Source organism: Aeromicrobium sp. (genome assembly GCF_047607065.1).
Lineage (GTDB): Bacteria > Actinomycetota > Actinomycetes > Propionibacteriales > Nocardioidaceae > Aeromicrobium.
Genome location: NZ_JASGDU010000047.1, coordinates 41,380 through 58,514 on the forward strand (window position 1 = coordinate 41,380; position 17,135 = coordinate 58,514).

Annotated in this window: 15 protein-coding genes; all 15 read right to left on the reverse strand. The window is 69.4% G+C overall.

The features are described from left to right. Nucleotides 1-74: 74 nt before the first annotated feature. The 15 genes from QM597_RS07225 to groES all read right to left on the reverse strand — a co-directional run bounded on the left by QM597_RS07225 (nucleotide 75) and on the right by groES (nucleotide 16,748). The gene (locus QM597_RS07225; protein ID WP_415004195.1) at nucleotides 75-1,097 is read right to left on the reverse strand and encodes a glycerophosphodiester phosphodiesterase family protein; all 1,023 of its coding nucleotides are present in this window, start codon (nucleotides 1,095-1,097) and stop codon (nucleotides 75-77) included. After that, nucleotides 1,094-2,689 (reverse strand): glutamine-hydrolyzing GMP synthase, encoded by a 1,596-nt coding sequence (gene guaA / locus QM597_RS07230; RefSeq protein WP_415004196.1) that lies wholly within the window; start codon nucleotides 2,687-2,689, stop codon nucleotides 1,094-1,096. The genes QM597_RS07225 and guaA overlap by 4 nt, the downstream gene beginning before the upstream one ends. A 278-nt stretch (nucleotides 2,690-2,967) precedes the next feature. Next, on the reverse strand, nucleotides 2,968-4,650 hold the full coding sequence (locus QM597_RS07235) for a GMC oxidoreductase (RefSeq protein ID WP_415004197.1): 1,683 nt from the start codon (nucleotides 4,648-4,650) through the stop codon (nucleotides 2,968-2,970). Nucleotides 4,651-4,663: 13 nt separating this feature from the next. Then, nucleotides 4,664-6,244 (reverse strand): succinic semialdehyde dehydrogenase, encoded by a 1,581-nt coding sequence (locus QM597_RS07240; protein WP_415004198.1) that lies wholly within the window; start codon nucleotides 6,242-6,244, stop codon nucleotides 4,664-4,666. A 68-nt stretch (nucleotides 6,245-6,312) separates the two neighbouring features. Next, nucleotides 6,313-7,086 (reverse strand): carbon-nitrogen hydrolase family protein, encoded by a 774-nt coding sequence (locus tag QM597_RS07245; protein ID WP_415004199.1) that lies wholly within the window; start codon nucleotides 7,084-7,086, stop codon nucleotides 6,313-6,315. 14 nt (nucleotides 7,087-7,100) lie between these two features. Next, nucleotides 7,101-8,207: a GuaB3 family IMP dehydrogenase-related protein gene (locus tag QM597_RS07250; RefSeq protein ID WP_415004200.1), complete on the reverse strand. Its 1,107-nt coding sequence runs from the start codon at nucleotides 8,205-8,207 to the stop codon at nucleotides 7,101-7,103. 36 nt (nucleotides 8,208-8,243) lie between these two features. Continuing rightward, nucleotides 8,244-8,564 carry a type II toxin-antitoxin system VapC family toxin gene (locus QM597_RS07255; protein ID WP_415004201.1) on the reverse strand — a complete coding sequence of 107 codons (321 nt, stop codon included), beginning with the start codon at nucleotides 8,562-8,564 and terminating at the stop codon, nucleotides 8,244-8,246. After that, the gene (locus tag QM597_RS07260; protein ID WP_415004202.1) at nucleotides 8,561-8,803 is read right to left on the reverse strand and encodes an AbrB/MazE/SpoVT family DNA-binding domain-containing protein; all 243 of its coding nucleotides are present in this window, start codon (nucleotides 8,801-8,803) and stop codon (nucleotides 8,561-8,563) included. The genes QM597_RS07255 and QM597_RS07260 overlap by 4 nt, the downstream gene beginning before the upstream one ends. 120 nt (nucleotides 8,804-8,923) lie before the next feature. Then, nucleotides 8,924-9,919 (reverse strand): ABC transporter substrate-binding protein, encoded by a 996-nt coding sequence (locus tag QM597_RS07265; protein ID WP_415004203.1) that lies wholly within the window; start codon nucleotides 9,917-9,919, stop codon nucleotides 8,924-8,926. A gap of 38 nt (nucleotides 9,920-9,957) precedes the next feature. Continuing rightward, nucleotides 9,958-10,818, reverse strand: coding sequence for an ABC transporter ATP-binding protein (locus QM597_RS07270; protein ID WP_415004204.1), 861 nt, complete (start codon nucleotides 10,816-10,818; stop codon nucleotides 9,958-9,960). Further along, nucleotides 10,815-11,903 (reverse strand): FecCD family ABC transporter permease, encoded by a 1,089-nt coding sequence (locus tag QM597_RS07275; RefSeq protein ID WP_415004205.1) that lies wholly within the window; start codon nucleotides 11,901-11,903, stop codon nucleotides 10,815-10,817. Before QM597_RS07275 ends, QM597_RS07270 begins: the two co-directional genes overlap by 4 nt. Continuing rightward, nucleotides 11,900-12,877 carry a FecCD family ABC transporter permease gene (locus QM597_RS07280; RefSeq protein WP_415004206.1) on the reverse strand — a complete coding sequence of 326 codons (978 nt, stop codon included), beginning with the start codon at nucleotides 12,875-12,877 and terminating at the stop codon, nucleotides 11,900-11,902. Before QM597_RS07280 ends, QM597_RS07275 begins: the two co-directional genes overlap by 4 nt. Before the next feature lie 266 nt (nucleotides 12,878-13,143). Beyond that, nucleotides 13,144-14,652: an IMP dehydrogenase gene (guaB, locus tag QM597_RS07285; RefSeq protein WP_415004207.1), complete on the reverse strand. Its 1,509-nt coding sequence runs from the start codon at nucleotides 14,650-14,652 to the stop codon at nucleotides 13,144-13,146. Nucleotides 14,653-14,767: 115 nt separating this feature from the next. Further along, nucleotides 14,768-16,372, reverse strand: a complete 1,605-nt coding sequence (gene groL, locus QM597_RS07290; RefSeq protein WP_415004208.1) for a chaperonin GroEL — start codon at nucleotides 16,370-16,372, stop codon at nucleotides 14,768-14,770. An 85-nt stretch (nucleotides 16,373-16,457) separates the two neighbouring features. Next, on the reverse strand, nucleotides 16,458-16,748 hold the full coding sequence (groES, locus tag QM597_RS07295) for a co-chaperone GroES (RefSeq protein WP_415004209.1): 291 nt from the start codon (nucleotides 16,746-16,748) through the stop codon (nucleotides 16,458-16,460). Between the last annotated feature and the right edge of the window lie 387 nt (nucleotides 16,749-17,135).

Consider the following 17,135-nt stretch of genomic DNA (forward strand, 5'->3'; position numbering starts at 1 on the left):
ACGCACCTCAGCCAGCGCCTATCCGCGCACCGACTGAACGCAGAATCCCCTGGTCCCCGTGCAGAGCCTGCTCCTCAGGCGTCCTTCGAGCGCGGACCGAGGGCGGCGACGGCGGTGGCCGTGTCGTCGGCGAAGAAGCCGTCGACCCCGGCGGCCAGGAACTCCCGGAACTCCTCGACCACGCTGCCGTGGGCCGAGACATCCTCGCCCCGGCGCAGGTCGGTCGGCAGGAAGTTGTTCTCGTCGCGCATCGTCCAGATGTGGACCAGCAGCCCGGCCGCGTGGGCTGCGGCGACCAGACCGGTGTCGCCAGCGAGCCGGTAGTCCCCGTCGCGGCGGATGACCAGGCTCTTGTTCGGCCCGATCCCGTCAGCGTAGGTGGCGATGTCGGCCAGCGCCTCCGGCGTCGTGAGATCGGCGTAGGTGCGGGGGTCCCTGGCCTCGACAAAGTCCCACGGCGCGCCCTGACGGTCGATCAGCTGGATCAGCGTTAGCGGCGTGTGGTCGCGCAGAGCGCGCAGGTTGCCGGTCTCGAAGGACTGGATCGTCACCGGGATGTCGGCCACGGGCTGGTTTAGGCCGCGCCGCTCCAGCGCCTCGATCAGCCGACCGTCGATGTCCAGCCCGATGCTGCGGAAGTAGCTCGGGTGCTTGGTCTCGACGTAGACCCCCACCCGCCGGCCGGCGGCCTCGGCGAGGTCGAGCACCTCCTCGAAGGTCTCGATGCGGGCCGTCTGGGCGAGGGCCAGGTTCTGCGGGCGCAGCTTCGGCAGCCGCTCGGCGACGTAGAGCGTCTTCAGCTCGGCCAGCGTGAAATCCTCGGTGAACCAGCCGGTCCGCGGCGTGCCGTCGATGAACTTCGTGGTCTTGCGGTCGGCGAACTCCGGGCGGTCGGCGACGTCGGTCGTGCCGCCGATCTCGTTCTCGTGGCGCACCACGAGGTGCCCGTCGGCGGTGCAGACGACATCGGGTTCGATGTAGTCCGCCCCCCAGGCGATCGCCAGTTCGTACGAGGCTCGGGTGTGCTCCAGGCGGTAAGTCGGTACGCCCCGGTGCGCGATGATGATGGGCCGGTCCACGGCGCTGGCTCCCGTCACTCCCACTCGATCGTTCCCGGGGGCTTGCTCGTGACGTCGAGCACGACCCGGTTGACTTCGCGCACCTCGTTGGTGATGCGCGTGGAGATGCGCTCCAGCAGCTCGTAGGGCAGCCGGCTCCAGTCGGCAGTCATGGCGTCCTCGCTGGAGACCGGGCGCAGCACGACCGGATGACCGTACGTGCGTCCGTCGCCCTGCACCCCGACGGAGCGGACATCGGCCAGCAGCACCACGGGGAACTGCCAGATCTCGCCGTCGAGGCCGGCCGCTGTGGTCTCCGCGCGCACGATGGCGTCGGCGGCGCGCAGGATGCGCAGCCGCTCGGCGTCGACGGCACCGACAATGCGGATCGCCAGGCCGGGACCGGGGAACGGATGGCGGCCGACGATGGCCTCGGGAATGCCGAGCTGGCGTCCGACCTCACGCACCTCGTCCTTGAACAGCGTGCGCAGCGGTTCGATGAGATCGAACTCCAGGTCGTCGGGCAGGCCGCCGACGTTGTGATGGCTCTTGATGTTGGCCGCGCCCTCGCCGCCGCCGGACTCGACGACATCGGGGTAGAGGGTGCCCTGCACGAGGAACCGCACCGGCGGGCCGGGCGTGGCGACGATCTCGCGCTCGGCGGCCTCGAAGGTGCGGATGAACTCCCGGCCGATGATCTTGCGCTTCTCCTCGGGGTCGCTGACGCCGGCGAGGTGGCCGAGGAACTGCTCGCTCGCGTCGACGACCTTGAGGTCGACCCCGGTGGCGGCGACATAGTCCTCGCGCACCTGCTCGGCCTCGCCCTCGCGCAGCAGGCCGTGATCGACGAAGACGGCGGTGAGCCGGTCGCCGACAGCCCGCTGGACGAGCGCGGTCGAGACCGCCGAGTCGACGCCGCCCGACAGCGCCGAGATGACGCGGGCGTCGCCGACCTGCTCACGGATGCGGGCTACCTGGTCCTCGACGATATTGGCGCTGGTCCAGGTCGGCCGGCAGCCGGCGATGTCGGTCAGGAAGTGTTCGAGCACCCGCTGGCCGTGCTCGCTGTGCAGCACCTCGGGGTGCCACTGAACGCCGGCGAAGCAGCGGGCGGTGTCCTCGAAGGCCGCGACGGGGGCACCGTCGGTACTGGCCAGCACGGTGAAGCCGGCCGGTGCCTCGGTGACCGCGTCGCCGTGGCTCATCCAGATGCGGTGCGTCGCGGGCACGCCGGCCAGGAGGGTGCCCGCGTCGGACACCGTGACCTCGGTGCGGCCGAACTCCGACAGGCCGGTGCGCGCGACGGTGCCGCCGAGGGCCGCCGACATCGCCTGGAAGCCGTAGCAGATGCCGAAGACCGGCACCGAGCCGTCGAGCACACCCGCGTCGAGCTGCGGGGCGCCCGGCTCGTAGACCGACGACGGCCCGCCGGACAGGATGATCGCGGCGGGCTTCTTGGCGAGCATGTCTGCGGCGCTCATCGTGCTCGGCACGATCTCGGAGTAGATCCGCGCCTCGCGGACCCGCCGGGCGATCAGCTGGGCGTACTGGGCACCGAAGTCGACGACGAGCACCGTGTCGTGCTCGGCGGCGTCGGGGGCAGATGCGGGGGCAGAGGGGGCGTCCGTCACGCAGCGATCCTAACGGGAGAAAAAGTTTCCCGAGGTCACGTAACCCCTACCGGAGGGCGTCGTTGATAGGAGTGAATCTGGCACATACTCCCTCCCGTCAGATTCAGTGCCCGCTCCTCGTGGCACAACAGAACCCGGTCACTTTCTCCCTCCCGACCGGGTTCTGTGCATTTCTGAGGTCTTTCGCCCCGGCATCCGGAGCGGGGCCGACCGCATTGAGGGTTCGCAGCTGCCAGAGCAGCCGCGGACCCTCAATGCGGTCCACGCGACCGGGGTGGTCAGGAGACGATGGGCAGGCGCAGGGCTGCGGGGGCCTCGTCGGGCACCACCGGACTCTTGGGCGCCACCGGGGAGATCTTCCGGTACTCCTCGCCCATGGCCGGACGCACGTCGGTCTCGCCCTTGTTCGGCCAGTACGACATCGCCCGCTCGGCCTGCGCGGTGATCGTCAGCGACGGGTTGACGCCCAGGTTCGCCGAGATCGACGACCCGTCCACCACGTGCAGGCCCTCGTACCCGTACAGCCGGTGGTACGGGTCGATGACGCCGGTCTCGGGCGAGTCTCCGATGCATGCCCCGCCCATGAAGTGCGCAGTCATCGGCACGTTGAACGGCTCGCCGATGGTGCCGCCGGGGGTGCCCTTCATGTGCTTGGCCATGAGCTGCACGGCCTCGTGCGCCTCAGGGATGAAACTCGGGTTCTCCGCGCCGTGGCCCTGCTTGGACGTCAGCGTGCGCCCGAACAGGCCGCGCTTGGTGTAGGTCGTGATCGAGTTGTCGTGCGTCTGCATGACCAGCGCGATGATGGTGCGCTCGGACCAGTGCCGCAGGTCGTAGAGCCGGAAGAGCTTGGTCTTCTGCTTCCACATCTCCTTGAGCCACGTCCACCAGCGCGGCTCCGGCTTGGAGCCGTCGGTCAGCACGGTCTGCATGAGGCTCATCGCGTTCGACCCCTTGCCGTAGCGGACCGGCTCGATGTGGGTGTGCTCGTTGGGGTGGAACGACGAGGTGATCGCCACGCCCTCGGTGTAGTCGACGTCGTTGCCGTCGGCGATGGAGCCGAGCAGCGCCTCGGAGTTCGTCCGGGTCAGCAAGCCGAGGCGGTCCGAGACCCGCGGCAGCGCACCGGAGTCCTTCATCTTGTGCAAGAGCTTCTGGGTGCCCATCGTGCTTGCGGCGAACACCACCTGCTCGGCACGCAGCGTGCGATGCGGGCGGAAGCGCTTGTTGGTGCGCCGCGTCTCGACCTCGTAGCCGCCACCGGGCAGCGGACGCACCGAGACCACCGTCGTCAGCGGATGGATCTCCGCACCGTTGTTCTCGGCCAGGTACAGGTAGTTCTTGACCAGCGTGTTCTTGGCGTTGTGACGGCAGCCGGTCATGCACTCGCCGCAGTTCAGGCAGGCGTTGCGCTCCGGGCCGACGCCGCCGAAGTACGGATCCGGGATCTTCGCGCCCGGCTCGTCGCCGAACAGGACGCCGACCGGCGTGTGGTGGAAGGTGCCCTCGACGCCCATGTCCTCGGCGACCTTCTTGATGACCCGGTCCGCCTCGGTCTCGCGCGGGTAGACGCTGACGCCGAGCATGCGCTTGGCCTGGTTGTAATACGGGGCCAGCTCGGACTTCCAGTCGGTGATGTGCCCCCAGGCCGGGTCCCGGTAGAACGGGTCGAGCGGCTCGTACAGCGTGTTGGCGTACACCAGGGAGCCGCCGCCGACACCGGCACCGGACAGGATCAGCACATCCTTGAGCTTGTCGATCCGCTGGATACCGTAACAGCCGATCTGCGGCATCCAGAGGAACTTGCGCAGGCTCCAGGAAGTCTTGGCGAAGTCGGAGTCGCGGAACCGCTTGCCGGCCTCAAAGACCGCGACCTTGTAGCCCTTCTCGGTCAGCCGCAGCGCCGAGACGCTCCCGCCGAAGCCGGAGCCGATGACGATGACGTCGTAGTCGAAACTCATATCGGTGTGCCTTTCAACGGCGGGTCGTCGTGCGGCGCAGGACGCGCAGCAGGAAGGTCAAGACGGCGGCGTAGGGCCTCGGCGGGATCGCGGCCGGTCCGGAGACCGGCAGGAGCCGCTGCACGCCGACCGCCTGCGTCTCGGTGTATCGGTAGTAGCCCTCGTCGCCCTGCCTGCGGCCGGTGCCCGAGGAGCGCATACCACCCATCGGAGCGTCGATGCTGCCAAAGGTGGCCGCGAAGCCTTCGTTGATGTTGACCGTGCCGGCCTTGATACGCCCGGCGATGCCGCGAGCCACCGGCACAGGACCGTAGATCGACGCATTGAGACCGTACTCGCCGGCGTTGGCCAGTTGCACGGCCTGTTCGATGGTGTCGTAGCGGTACAGCGACACCAGCGGCCCGAAGGTCTCCTCGGCGAAGCAGTCGGCGGCCTCGGTGACCCCTTCGAGCACGGTCGGCTCGTAGAAGTGCGGGCCGAGGTCGGGGCGGGCGCGGCCGCCGGCGAGCACGGTGGCCCCGTTGGCAACGGCGTTCTCGACATGCTTGCTGATCGTCTCGACCTGGCTGGCCGAGACCAGCGACCCCATATCGGCGTCCCAGCCGAGGGTGGCACCCAGGCTCATCGCCTGCACCCGCCGGATGAAGGCGTCGCGGAAGTCGTCGTAAAGCGTGTCGTGGACGTACAGCCGCTCGATGGACACGCACAGCTGTCCGGCCGAGGAGAAGCAGGCACCGACCGCTCCCTCGGCCGCCTTCTCGATATCGGCACCGGGGAGCACGATCATCGGGTTCTTGCCGCCGAGTTCCAGCGAATAGTTGACCAGCCGCTCGGCGGCAAGTTTGGCGATACCGGTGCCGGTCGCGGTCGAACCGGTGAAGCAGATGTAGTCGGCCTGCTGGACGATGGACGTGCCGACGACCGAGCCGGCTCCACTGACGACCTGCCACACGTCGGCGGGGAAGCCCGCCTCGCGGAACAACTCGACGGCCGCCAGCGCGGTCAGGCAGCTCTGGCTGTCGGGCTTGTGGACGACGACGTTGCCCGCAGCGATGGCGGGCAGGCCGTCGGCCATCGCCATCGTCAGCGGGTAGTTCCAGGGGCTGATGATGCCGACGACGCCCTTGGGCACGTGGTTGACGCTGATCTGGGTGATGAGCGGGAAGACCCCGACCTTGCGCTGCGGCGCGGCCAGATGCTTGAGCCGGCGGCCGTAGTACCGCGCGGTCAGCGCGAGATGGACGACCTCGTCGTAGGCGTGCTTGCGGGTCTTGCCCGATTCGAGCTGAACGAGGTCCATCAACTCGCTCTGGTGCGCGAGCACGAGGTCGTGCAGCCGCAGCAGCGCTGCGGCGCGCTGGCGCACCGAGGTCGCGGCCCAGCGGGGCTGGATCCGGCGGGCCTCGTCGAAGGCCGCGTCCACGTCGTCCAGGCTCGACACCGGGATGAGCGCCAGCGGACCTCCGGTGAACGGGGCGGTCGTGGTGCGGGTCTCGCCGGTGGTGGAGCGGATCAGTGCGGTGAGGCTGCGGACGCGAGCCGGATCGACCGTGAAATCCGAGGTGGAGGCAGGGGTGCTGAGTGTCGACGCCATGAGCGGCAGGGTACCGCCGTCACACACGCGATTTCCATCGAACACCCATAATGGCTCATCGCCGCAGGTCAGAGCGTTATGCGCTGCAGCACCGGCAGTCTGCGGCGCTCGGCGAGCATCGGATGGGCCGCACGGGTGGCGACCACCTGGTCGAGGTCGAGGTCGGCCACCGCGATGCCCTGCGCACCCTCCGGCACCGCCGCGACCACCCGGCCCTCGGGGTCGTAGATCGCCGCGCCTCCGCAGAACCGCGCTCGCCCGCACTCGCCGATCAGGGCACCGATGGCCACGAAGAAGCCGTTGTCGAGCGCCCGCGCGTGGCCGTAGAGGTCGCGGCGGTGCTCGCTGCCGGCGTAGTAGGCGATGGAGGCCGCATAGACCAGCGCGCCCGCGTCGGCCGCCGCCCGCGCGTGCTCGGGGAAGCAGGCGTCGTAACAGATCGCCAGGCCGACCGGAACCGACCCGAGATCGAGAACCGTCCCGGCCTCACCTGCGGCGAAGCAGTCGCGCTCGCCGCCGGACAGGTGCTGTTTGTCGTACAGGCGCCGCGCTCCGGTGGTGCCGAGGCCCAGGGTGCTCAGCGTCGGCCTCGGCGAACCGCCGAGGGCTGCCCCCGCCAGCACCGTCGTCCCGCATGCGGCGACCGCCTCGGCCAACGACGCCAGGCGCGGATCGTCCGCGCGACCCAAGATGTGCGGCGGGAGCGTGTAGCCGGTCAGGAACAACTCGGGCAACACCAGCAGGTCCGCGCCGTCGCACTGGTCCAGCGCGGTCAGCGCCGTAGCGACGTTCGCCGCGACATCGCCGGCGACCGACGGCAGCTGGGCGACGGCGACGCGCATGTCGTGACACCGGCTCAGCCGACGACGACCTCGACCCGCTGGAACTCCTTGAGCTCGGTGTAGCCGGTCGTCGCCATAGCCCGGCGCAGCGCGCCGATGAGGTTCATCGTGCCGTCGGGCACGCTCGACGGGCCGAACAGCACCGTCTCCAGGGAGCCGATGGTGCCGAACTCGACCCGCTCGCCGCGCGGAAGTTCGGCGTGCCAGGCCTCGGCCCCCCAGTGGAAGCCGCGACCCGGTGCCTCGACGGCGCGGGCGAACGGCGAACCGATCATCACCGCATCGGCACCGCAGGCGACGGCCTTGGCGATGTCGCCGCTGCGGCCGATGGAGCCGTCGGCGATGACGTGGACGTAGCGGCCACCGGACTCGTCCAGGTAGTCGCGTCGCGCGGCGGCGACATCGGCAACGGCCGAGGCCATCGGCACCGAGACGCCGAGCACCGACCGGGTCGTGTGCGCCGCACCGCCGCCGAAACCGACCAGCACGCCCGCCGCACCGGTGCGCATGAGGTGCAGGGCCGCCTGATACGTCGCACAGCCGCCGACGATGACGGGAACGTCGAGTTCGTAGATAAAGCGCTTGAGGTTGAGCGGCTCGGTCTGGCCCGAGACGTGCTCGGCCGAGACGGTCGTGCCGCGGATGACGAACAGGTCGACCCCGGCCTGGACGACGACGTCGGCGAACTGCTTAGTGCGCTGCGGCGAGAGCGCCCCCGCCACGGTCACCCCGGCGTCGCGCACCTCCTGGAGACGGCTGGCGATGAGTTCGGGACGGATCGGGGCCGCATAGATCTCCTGCAGCCGTGCATTGGCGACCTCCGGGGCGAGGCCGGCGATCTCGGCCAGCAGCGGCTCGGGATCGTCGTAGCGCGTCCACAGTCCCTCGAGGTCGAGCACCCCGAGGCCGCCGAAGCGGCCGAGGGCGATGGCGGTCGCCGGACTCATCACCGAGTCCATCGGGGCGGCGATCACCGGCAGCTCGAAGCGGTAGGCGTCGATCTGCCAAGCGGTCGAGACCTCTTCGGGGTCGCGCGTGCGGCGGCTCGGCACGATCGCGATGTCGTCGAAGGAGTACGCCCGGCGGCCGCGCTTGGCGGCACCGATGTCGAGATCAGCCATGAGGCCACCCTAGCGGCGCACCTGCCCGCACCGCACTCACCGGATCAGGCCGATCCGCAGGGCGAGCGCGAGGCAGCACCGATCACCCAACGAGAGTTGTCGGCCACCGGTGATGCCGCGCAGTTGGCCGGCCAACAGGCCGTCCCCATCTGTGACCGGTTCGATCCTGACATCCGCGTTCTCCAGCATCCTTCGGACGGGTTCCACGGGGATGTCCGCATCGAGCAGTTTGCCGATCACCTCGGCGAAGTTCGCGGCTCCCAAGACCGCTCCGGGAAGGTGCGCCAGCACTCGCTCTCCCCCGGCCTCTTCACGGAGAACGGCCATCACCGCCGAAGCGTCGAGGACCGCCGTCAATCGCCCTCCTCCGCAGCAGCGCGCCGTTCCGCGATGAGTTCATCGACCAAGGAACGACCATCGTCGCGCTTGGCGTAACCCCACAGCGCACGAACGGCGTCGCGTTGCCGCTGCAGCACCACTGCCCTGCCTTCCACCGACACCCTCAACTCCTCGCCTGGTTCCAAACCCAGGGCAGCGCGCACCTCGGCAGGGATCACGATGCGCCCCTGCTTGCCGACCGTCACTGTGGCATTCATAACGCCACAGTGGCATATCTCCCGGATATGTGCCACGGTCGCGCACGCCGCCTGCGAACGGCCGAGGCCGGACCCGGCGTCATTGGCGGGTCCGGCCTCGGAGTCGTGCGATGCGGGCGTTCAGCCGACCTTGGCGGCAGCGTCGGCCAGCAGCGGGACCGCCTTCTCGACGGCCAGCGCAATCGACTGCGGCGTGCCGGCACCCAGGCCGAGCACGATCTCGTCGGTCTCGTCGAGCACGAGCGCCCGCTGGTCCTTGACCACGCCGAGCGAGGAGATCAGCGGATCGTTCTGCAGATCCGACAGCGGCATCCCGATGGTCGTCAGGAGGGCCACGTCGGCATCGAGCGCGGAGACCTTCTCGGCCGGGACCGAGGCGAAGAAGCCCATGGCCTCCAGATCGGCGACCGGCGGATTGGCCACGAACCCGAGTGAGGCGAACACGTCGAACCGGGCGTCGCCTTCGAGGTAGGCACTGTAGGCGTCGGCGAACTTCGCGCCGTAGACGAACGTCTTGCCCACGAACTCCGGGTGCTCCGCAGCGAGGTCGGCGATGACCGCGTCGGTCTCGTCGATGGCGGCGGCGGCCTCGTCGTCCTTACCGATGGCCTGGCCGATGATCTCGGTCTGCGTACGCCAGTCGACGGCGAAGTCACCGGTGTCGGCCGGAGCCGAGGCGACCGGGGCGATCTCGGAGAGGCGGTCGAAGACCTCCTCGTCGGCCGAGGCGCGGACGTTGAGGATCACGTCCGGCTCCAGCAGCTCGATCTGCTCGTAGTTGTAGGTGGTGCCGGTGTTCTCGATGACCTCCGGCTCGGTGTCGCCGAAGGCGTCCGTCGCCCACGGGCCGACGCCCTTGTTCTCCTCGCCATGACCCTGCCAGTCGTAGATGGCGATCGGCTTGACGCCGAGGTCGAGCGCGATCTCGCCGTCGGACCAGCCGAGCGCGACGACCCTCAGCCCGTCGTCGGAGGCGCGCACCTCCTTCTCGGGGCCTCGCTCGACGGTGCCGACGACCTCGCCGTCCTTGGCATCGTCGCTCGAACCGCAGGCGGTCATCGTGAGCGGGAGCGCCATCGCCACGGCGATAGCGCCCAACCGGCGCATGGATCTCATAGCTGTTCTTCTTTCTTGTGGGGGATCTGACGGTGCCGTCACGAGGCGGCGGCCGGTTCGGCGCGGTAGTTGGCGGTGTCTCCGGGCAAGGAGGACTCCTGCACCGCTCCGGAGGCCAGCGGCACGACCATCGGCGTGCCGGTCTCGGGGTCGGCGATGACCCGCGAACGGACGCCGAAGACCCGCTCGACGCTCTCCTCGGTCACCACCTGGTCGGGTGCGCCCTCGGTGATGACGCTGCCGGAGCGCATGGCAATGAGGTGCGTCGCGTAGCGGGCCGCCTGGTTGAGGTCGTGCAGCACCGCGACGAGCGTGCGGCCCTGCGCGTTCAGCCGGGCGCACAACTCCAGCACCTCCAGCTGGTGCGCGAGATCGAGATAGGTCGTCGGCTCGTCGAGCAGCAGGATCGGCGTCTCCTGGGCGAGCGCCATAGCGATCCAGACCCGCTGGCGCTGGCCGCCCGAGAGCGCCTCGACCGGGCGGTGGGACAACTCCACCAGGCGGGTGGCCTCCAGCGCCGAGCGAACGGCCTGCTCGTCGGCATCGGTCCACTGCTTGAACAGCGTCTGGTACGGGAAACGCCCCCGTGAAACCAGGTCGACCACCGTGATGCCGTCCGGCGCGAGAGACTGCTGGGGCAGCAGGCCGATCTCGCGCGCGAAAGCCTTTCCCTGGTACTCGTGAACGTCACGGCCGTCGAGCAGCACCGCGCCAGCCGTCGGCTTGAGCAGCCGCGACAGCGTGCGCAGCAGCGTCGACTTGCCGCAGGCGTTCGGGCCGATGATGACCGTGAAGGAGCCGTCGGGGATCGTCACGTCCAGGCCGGAGATGATCGTCCGCTGGTCGTAGCCGACCTGGAGGCCGTGCCCGCTGAGTCGGCCGGAGGCAGAACTGGTCACACTGACACCTTTCGAGACTGGACGATGAGCAGGCCGAGCAGGTAGACGCCGCCGAGCGCCGTGGTCACCACGCCGACCGGCAACTGCACGGGGGCCAGGAGCGAACGCGCGATGACGTCGCTGATGACCAGCAGCGTCGCGCCGACCGCCGCGCTCGTGACGAGCGGGATGCCGGGGCTTCTGGCAAGCCGCATCCCGACCTGCGGCGCGATGAGGGCGATGAAGGCGACCGGCCCGGCGACGGCCGTGACGACCGCGACGAAGCCGACGGCGACGAGCAGCAACAGCAACTGCAGCCGCTCGGTGTCCACGCCCTTGCTGCGCGCCGAGTCCGGCCCCAGCTCGAACATGCGCATCCCGGGCGCGAGGACCGCCAGCGCCGGTGCCAGCAGCGCCAGGACGACGGCCACCGGGATGATGTCGGTGAACTTCAGCTGGTCGAAGATGCCCTGGCCCCACGCGGCGGCGACGGAGGCGTTCTCGACCTTGGCGCGCGCGAGCAGGAAGCTGTTGAAGGCGACGAGCATTGCGCTGACGCCGATGCCGACGACGATCAGCCGGGTGCCCTCCACTCCGCCGCGCATGGCGAGCAGGTAGATCACCAGGCCCGTGGCGAGACCGCCGACGAGCGAACCGAAGGTGGCTCCCGCATAGCCGAGGTTCAGCACGAGCATCGCCACGAGCGCGCCGGTGTTCGCGCCGCTGGTGAAGCCGATGATGTCCGGGCTGCCCAGCGGGTTGCGGGTGACGGTCTGGAAGATCGCCCCGCTCAGGGCCAGACAGGCACCGCCGAAGACCGCGACGGCCACCCGCGGCAGGCGCCCCTCGACGACGATGCGGTGGATCGTCTCGGACTCCTGGCCGGTGAAGGCACCGAGCACCCTGCTCAACGGCAGATTGGCACCCTCGACCGAGCCGATGCTGAGCGACCAGATCGACACGGCCGCGGTGATCGCCGCCAGCACGGCGGTCACCGTCACCGTGCGCACGTCGACGCGGACGCGGACGCCCTCGCGTGTGCCGACGAAGCGGAATCGCGGCGGCCAGATCTCGACCTCGGCATGGTCCGGCGGAAGCGCGCTCACAGCTCGTTCACCCCTTGCCCACGAGCCAGCCAGATCAGCACCGGTGCCCCGATGAAGGCCGTCATCATGCCGACCGGCAGCTCGCTGCTCGTGGCGACCCGGCCGATGATGTCCGCGCCCAGGAACAGGATCGGCGCGCACAACAGGCAGGCCGGGACGATCCAGCGCTGGTCCGGCCCGACGATGGAGCGGACCGCGTGCGGCACGATCAACCCGAGGAAGGAGACCGGGCCGATGGCGGCGGTCGCCGCGCCGCACAGCAGCGTCATCGCCACGAAACCGACCGTGCGCACCGTGGTCACCGGCACGCCCAGCGAGCGGGCGCGGTCGTCGCCGAGCGCGATGGCGTTGAGGTAGAGCATCAGGCCGAGTGCGAGCACCAGGCCGACGACGATGTAGGGCAGGGCACCGAAGAAGATCGCCTCGCCGCCGGACTTCTGCAGCGATCCCATCTGCCAGCCGCGGATCGCGTCGAAGGCCTTGGGGTCGATCATCGTCAGGCCGAAGGCCAGCCCGGTGAAGACGCAGCTGACCGCGACGCCGGTGAGCACGAGCTTGCCGGGGCTGGCACCGGCCCGGCCGCGCGAGCCGACGAAGTAGACCAGTCCCGAGGTGATGAAGGCCCCGATCATGGCGAACAGCACGTAGTTCGCCGTCGACATGGCACCCCAGAGCCAAAAACCCACGACCATCGCCAGGTAGGCACCCGCGTTGACGCCGAGCAGGCCCGGATCGGCCAGCGGGTTGCGGGTGAGCGCCTGCATGAGCGCCCCCGCAACACCGAGCGCGGCACCGGCCGACAGCCCCAGCAGCGTGCGCGGCACCCGTGCGGTACGCACGATCTCGGCGGTGGTGCTGTGATCGTTGCTCCACAGCGCCCGCCAGGCCTCGGCGACCGAGATGTCCCCGCTGCCGACGAACAGGCTCAGCAGGCTCACGCCCGCGAGAATGCCGCCGAGGGTCAGCAAGGCCATCGACCTCGTCACGCCGGACCGGCTCGAACCGGTCGCGGCGGCCGTCGCTGTCGCCACACGCACCCCATCCCAAGAAAGATGAGGCTTACCTTACATATGAGATCCGATCACTCCCGAGGGGGTCCGTTCAGAGGGTGCGCCAGTAGGACCGCTGGCTGAGGTGCGAGGCCGCTTGCGGCCGAGCCTCGAAGCCTGCGGGGTGGGTCATTTCGAGGCTCGCAAGCTCGCACCTCAATGACCGGGTTCTCGCCTATTCGCACATCCGTTTACCGGCCGGCGTAGTTCGGGGCCTCGACGGTCATCTGGATGTCGTGCGGGTGCGACTCCTTCAGCCCGGCGGCCGTGATGCGCACGAAACGGCCCTTCTCCTGCAGGTCGGCGATGGTCCGCGCGCCGACGTAGAACATCGACTGATGCAACCCCCCGACCAGTTGGTGCGCGACGGCTCCAAGCGGGCCGCGGTAGGCCACCTGGCCTTCGATGCCCTCCGGGACGATCTTGTCGTCGCTGGTGACGTCGGCCTGGAAGTAACGGTCCTTGGAGTAGGACTTTTTGCCCCGCGAGGCCATCGCTCCGATAGAGCCCATACCGCGATAGCTCTTGAACTGCTTGCCGCCGACGAAGATCAGGTCGCCCGGACTCTCCTCGCAGCCAGCCAGCAGCGAACCGACCATGACCGAGTCCGCACCGGCCACGAGCGCCTTGGCGATATCACCGGAATACTGCAGGCCGCCGTCGGCGATGACCGGCACCCCGGCCGGGCCGGCCGCGAGCGAAGCCTCGTAGACCGCAGTCAACTGCGGCACGCCGACCCCCGCGACGACGCGCGTGGTGCAGATCGAGCCTGGACCGACGCCCACCTTGACCGCATCGACTCCGGCGTCCACGAGCGCCTGGGCGCCCTCGCGGGTCGCGACGTTGCCGCCGATGACCTGCACACCGGCGAAGGCAGCATCGGCCTTGATCCGGCGGATCATGTCGAGCAGCAGCCGGGCGTGGCCGTGCGCGGTGTCGACCACAAGAACGTCGACCCCGGCCTCGCGCAGCTGGTTGGCGCGCTCCCACGCATCGCCGAAGAAGCCGACCGCCGCTCCGACCATGAGCCGGCCCGAGGCGTCGTTGCTGGCCAGGGGGTACTGCTCGGCCTTGACGAAGTCCTTGACCGTGATGAGTCCGGCGAGTTTGCCGCCGGCATCGACGATGGGCAGCCGCTCGCGCTTGTGCTGGCGCAGCAGCGCCTGGGCCTCGTCGCGGCTGATGCCGACCGGGCCGGTGATGAGCGGCATCGGCGTCATCACGTCGCCGACCAGCGTCGTGGCCCATTCGGCGACCGGGGTGAAGCGCAGGTCGCGATTGGTGATGATGCCGAGCAACGTGCCGTCGGTGTCAACGACCGGAAGGCCCGAGACCCGGTACTCCCCGCAGGTGGCGTCGAGGTCTTCCAGGGTGGCCTTGGGGCCGATGGTGATGGGGTTGGGGATCATGCCGGTCTGCGTCCGCTTGACAAGGTCGACCTGGTACGCCTGATCCTCGATGGACAGGTTGCGGTGCAGGATGCCGATGCCGCCCTCACGGGCCATCGCGATGGCCATGCGCGATTCGGTGACGGTGTCCATCGCGCTCGACAGCAGCGGGATGCGCAGCGTCAACTCACGGGTCAGCCGGGCGGTCGTATCGACCTCGCTGGGGATGACGTCGGTCTCGCCCGGCAGGAGCAGCACATCGTCGTAGGTGAGTCCGAGGGTCGCAAACTTCTCCGGGATGCCACTGTCCATGCCTCGATCCTATGCCGCCCCCGATGCCGCAGGCCGCGCAGGTTTGCCCCCTGGCCCCCACGACGAGCGGCCCCCTCCCTGGTCAGGGAGGGGGCCGCTCGCGGGGGCGGGGACGTCAGTGGGCGTGACCCGCGTGGGCGTCCGCCTCGTCCTCGGCCGGCTTGTCGGCCACCAGCGTCTCGGTGGTCAACAGCATCGCGGTGATCGACGCGGCGTTGGCCAGCGCCGAGCGCGTGACCTTGACCGGATCGAGGATGCCCTGCGCCAACAGGTCGCCGTACTCGCCCGTGGCGGCGTTGTAGCCGTCACCGGACTCGCGGACCTTCGAGACCACGACCTCGCCGGACACGCCGCCGTTGCGGGCGATCCACTCCAGCGGGGCGTCGGCACCCTTGCGCACGATGCGCACGCCGACGGCCTCGTCACCACTGAGGCCGAGGTCGCCGTCGAGCACCGCGACGGCATGGACCAGCGCCGAGCCGCCGCCGGGGACGATGCCCTCCTCGATGGCCGCGCGGGTCGCCGAAACGGCGTCCTCGATGCGGTGCTTCTTCTCCTTCAGCTCGACCTCGGTGGCCGCGCCCACCTGGATGACGCAGACACCGCCGGCCAGCTTGGCCAGGCGCTCCTGCAGCTTCTCGGTGTCCCAGTCCGAATCGGACAGCTCGATCTCGGACTTGATCTGCGCGACGCGACCGGCGACCTCCTCGGCATTGCCGCCGCCGTCGACAATCGTCGTGCCGTCCTTGGTGACGACGACGCGGCGGGCGGTGCCCAGCACGTCCAGGCCCACCGAGTCGAGCTTGAGGCCCACATCGGGCGTGACGACCGTCGCGCCGGTGAGCGTCGCGATGTCGGTCAGGATCGCCTTGCGACGGTCGCCGAAGGCCGGAGCCTTGACCGCGACCGAGGTGAACGTGCCACGGATCTTGTTGACGACGAGCGTGCTGAGCGCCTCGCCCTCGACGTCCTCGGCGATGACGAACAGCGTCTTGCCTGCGGCGATGACCTTCTCCAGCAGCGGCAGCAGGTCGGCGACGGCCGAGATCTTGCCGGCGTGCAGCAGGATCAGCGGATCGTCGAGCACCGCCTCCATGCGCTCGGTGTCGGTGACCATGTAGGGGCTGAGGTAGCCCTTGTCGAACTGCATGCCCTCGGTGAACTCGAGCTGCGTGCCGAGCGTGTTGGACTCCTCGACGGTGATGACGCCGTCCTTGCCGACCTTGTCGAAGGCTTCGGCGATCAACTCGCCGATGTGGGCGTCACGGCTGGAGACCGTGGCGACGGCGGTCATGTCCTTGACGTCATCGACGGCGCGGGCGGTCTCGTGGAGCTTGTCGGTGACGGCCGCGACGGCCGCCTCGATGCCCTTCTTCAGACCGACCGGATTGGCACCGGCAGCCACGGCGCGCAGGCCCTCGTGGACCATCGCCTGCGCCAGGACGGTGGCGGTCGTGGTGCCGTCACCGGCGACGTCGTTGGTCTTGGTGGCGACCTCCTTGGCGAGCTGCGCGCCGAGGTTCTCGAACGGGTCGTCCAGCTCGACCTCACGCGCGACGGTCACGCCGTCGTTGGTGATCGTGGGGGCACCCCACTTCTTGTCGAGCACGACGTAGCGGCCCTTGGGGCCGAGGGTGACCTTGACGGTGTCGGCGAGCTTGTCGACGCCGCGCTCCAGCGCGCGGCGGGCGTCCTCGTCGAACTCCAGGATCTTGGGCATATGAGCCTTCTTTCCGGTACAGAGACGGGTGGGAGACGCGAGCGCCCCGGCACCCCTGGGATCAGGAGGCCGGGGCGTCAGCGCATCAGGAGATGACGGCGAGGATGTCGCGCGCCGAGAGGATCAGGTAGTCCTGACCGGCGTGCTTGACCTCGGTGCCGCCGTACTTGCTGAAGATGACCTTGTCGCCGACGGCGACGTCGAGCGGAACACGGTTGCCGTTGTCGTCGATGCGGCCGGGGCCGACGGCCACGACCTCACCCTCCTGCGGCTTCTCCTTGGCGGTGTCCGGGATGACGAGTCCGGACGCGGTGGTCTGCTCGGCCTCACTCGTCTTGATGATGAGACGGTCCTCGAGCGGCTTGATCGTCGACACTGGTCGACCTCCCCTTCGTGATGAACGGAGTACGGGATGAACACGGATCGTGTGCGCGTCGTCGCGGGTGCCGCGCACGTTGGCAATCTCAGGTGGAGAGTGCCAATTCGGAATGTAGCACGTCGCTGGCACTCGCCCAACAGGAGTGCTAAGCGGGCACCCTCACCCTGCCGCTTCTCGTCCTGGCCGGGGGTGGGGCGCTGACCGGTCCCTGAGGTGCGACGAGGAACGAGGAACCTCGAAGGGACCTGCCCGGTGGGTGGCTTCGAGGTTCGGCCGCAAGCGGCCTCACACCTCAGCCACCGGGAGTGTCCGGTCCCTGAGGCGCGAGCGAGGAACGAGCGAGCCTCGAAGGGCGAGGGACCCCGCCATCGCAGGGACCGGCCT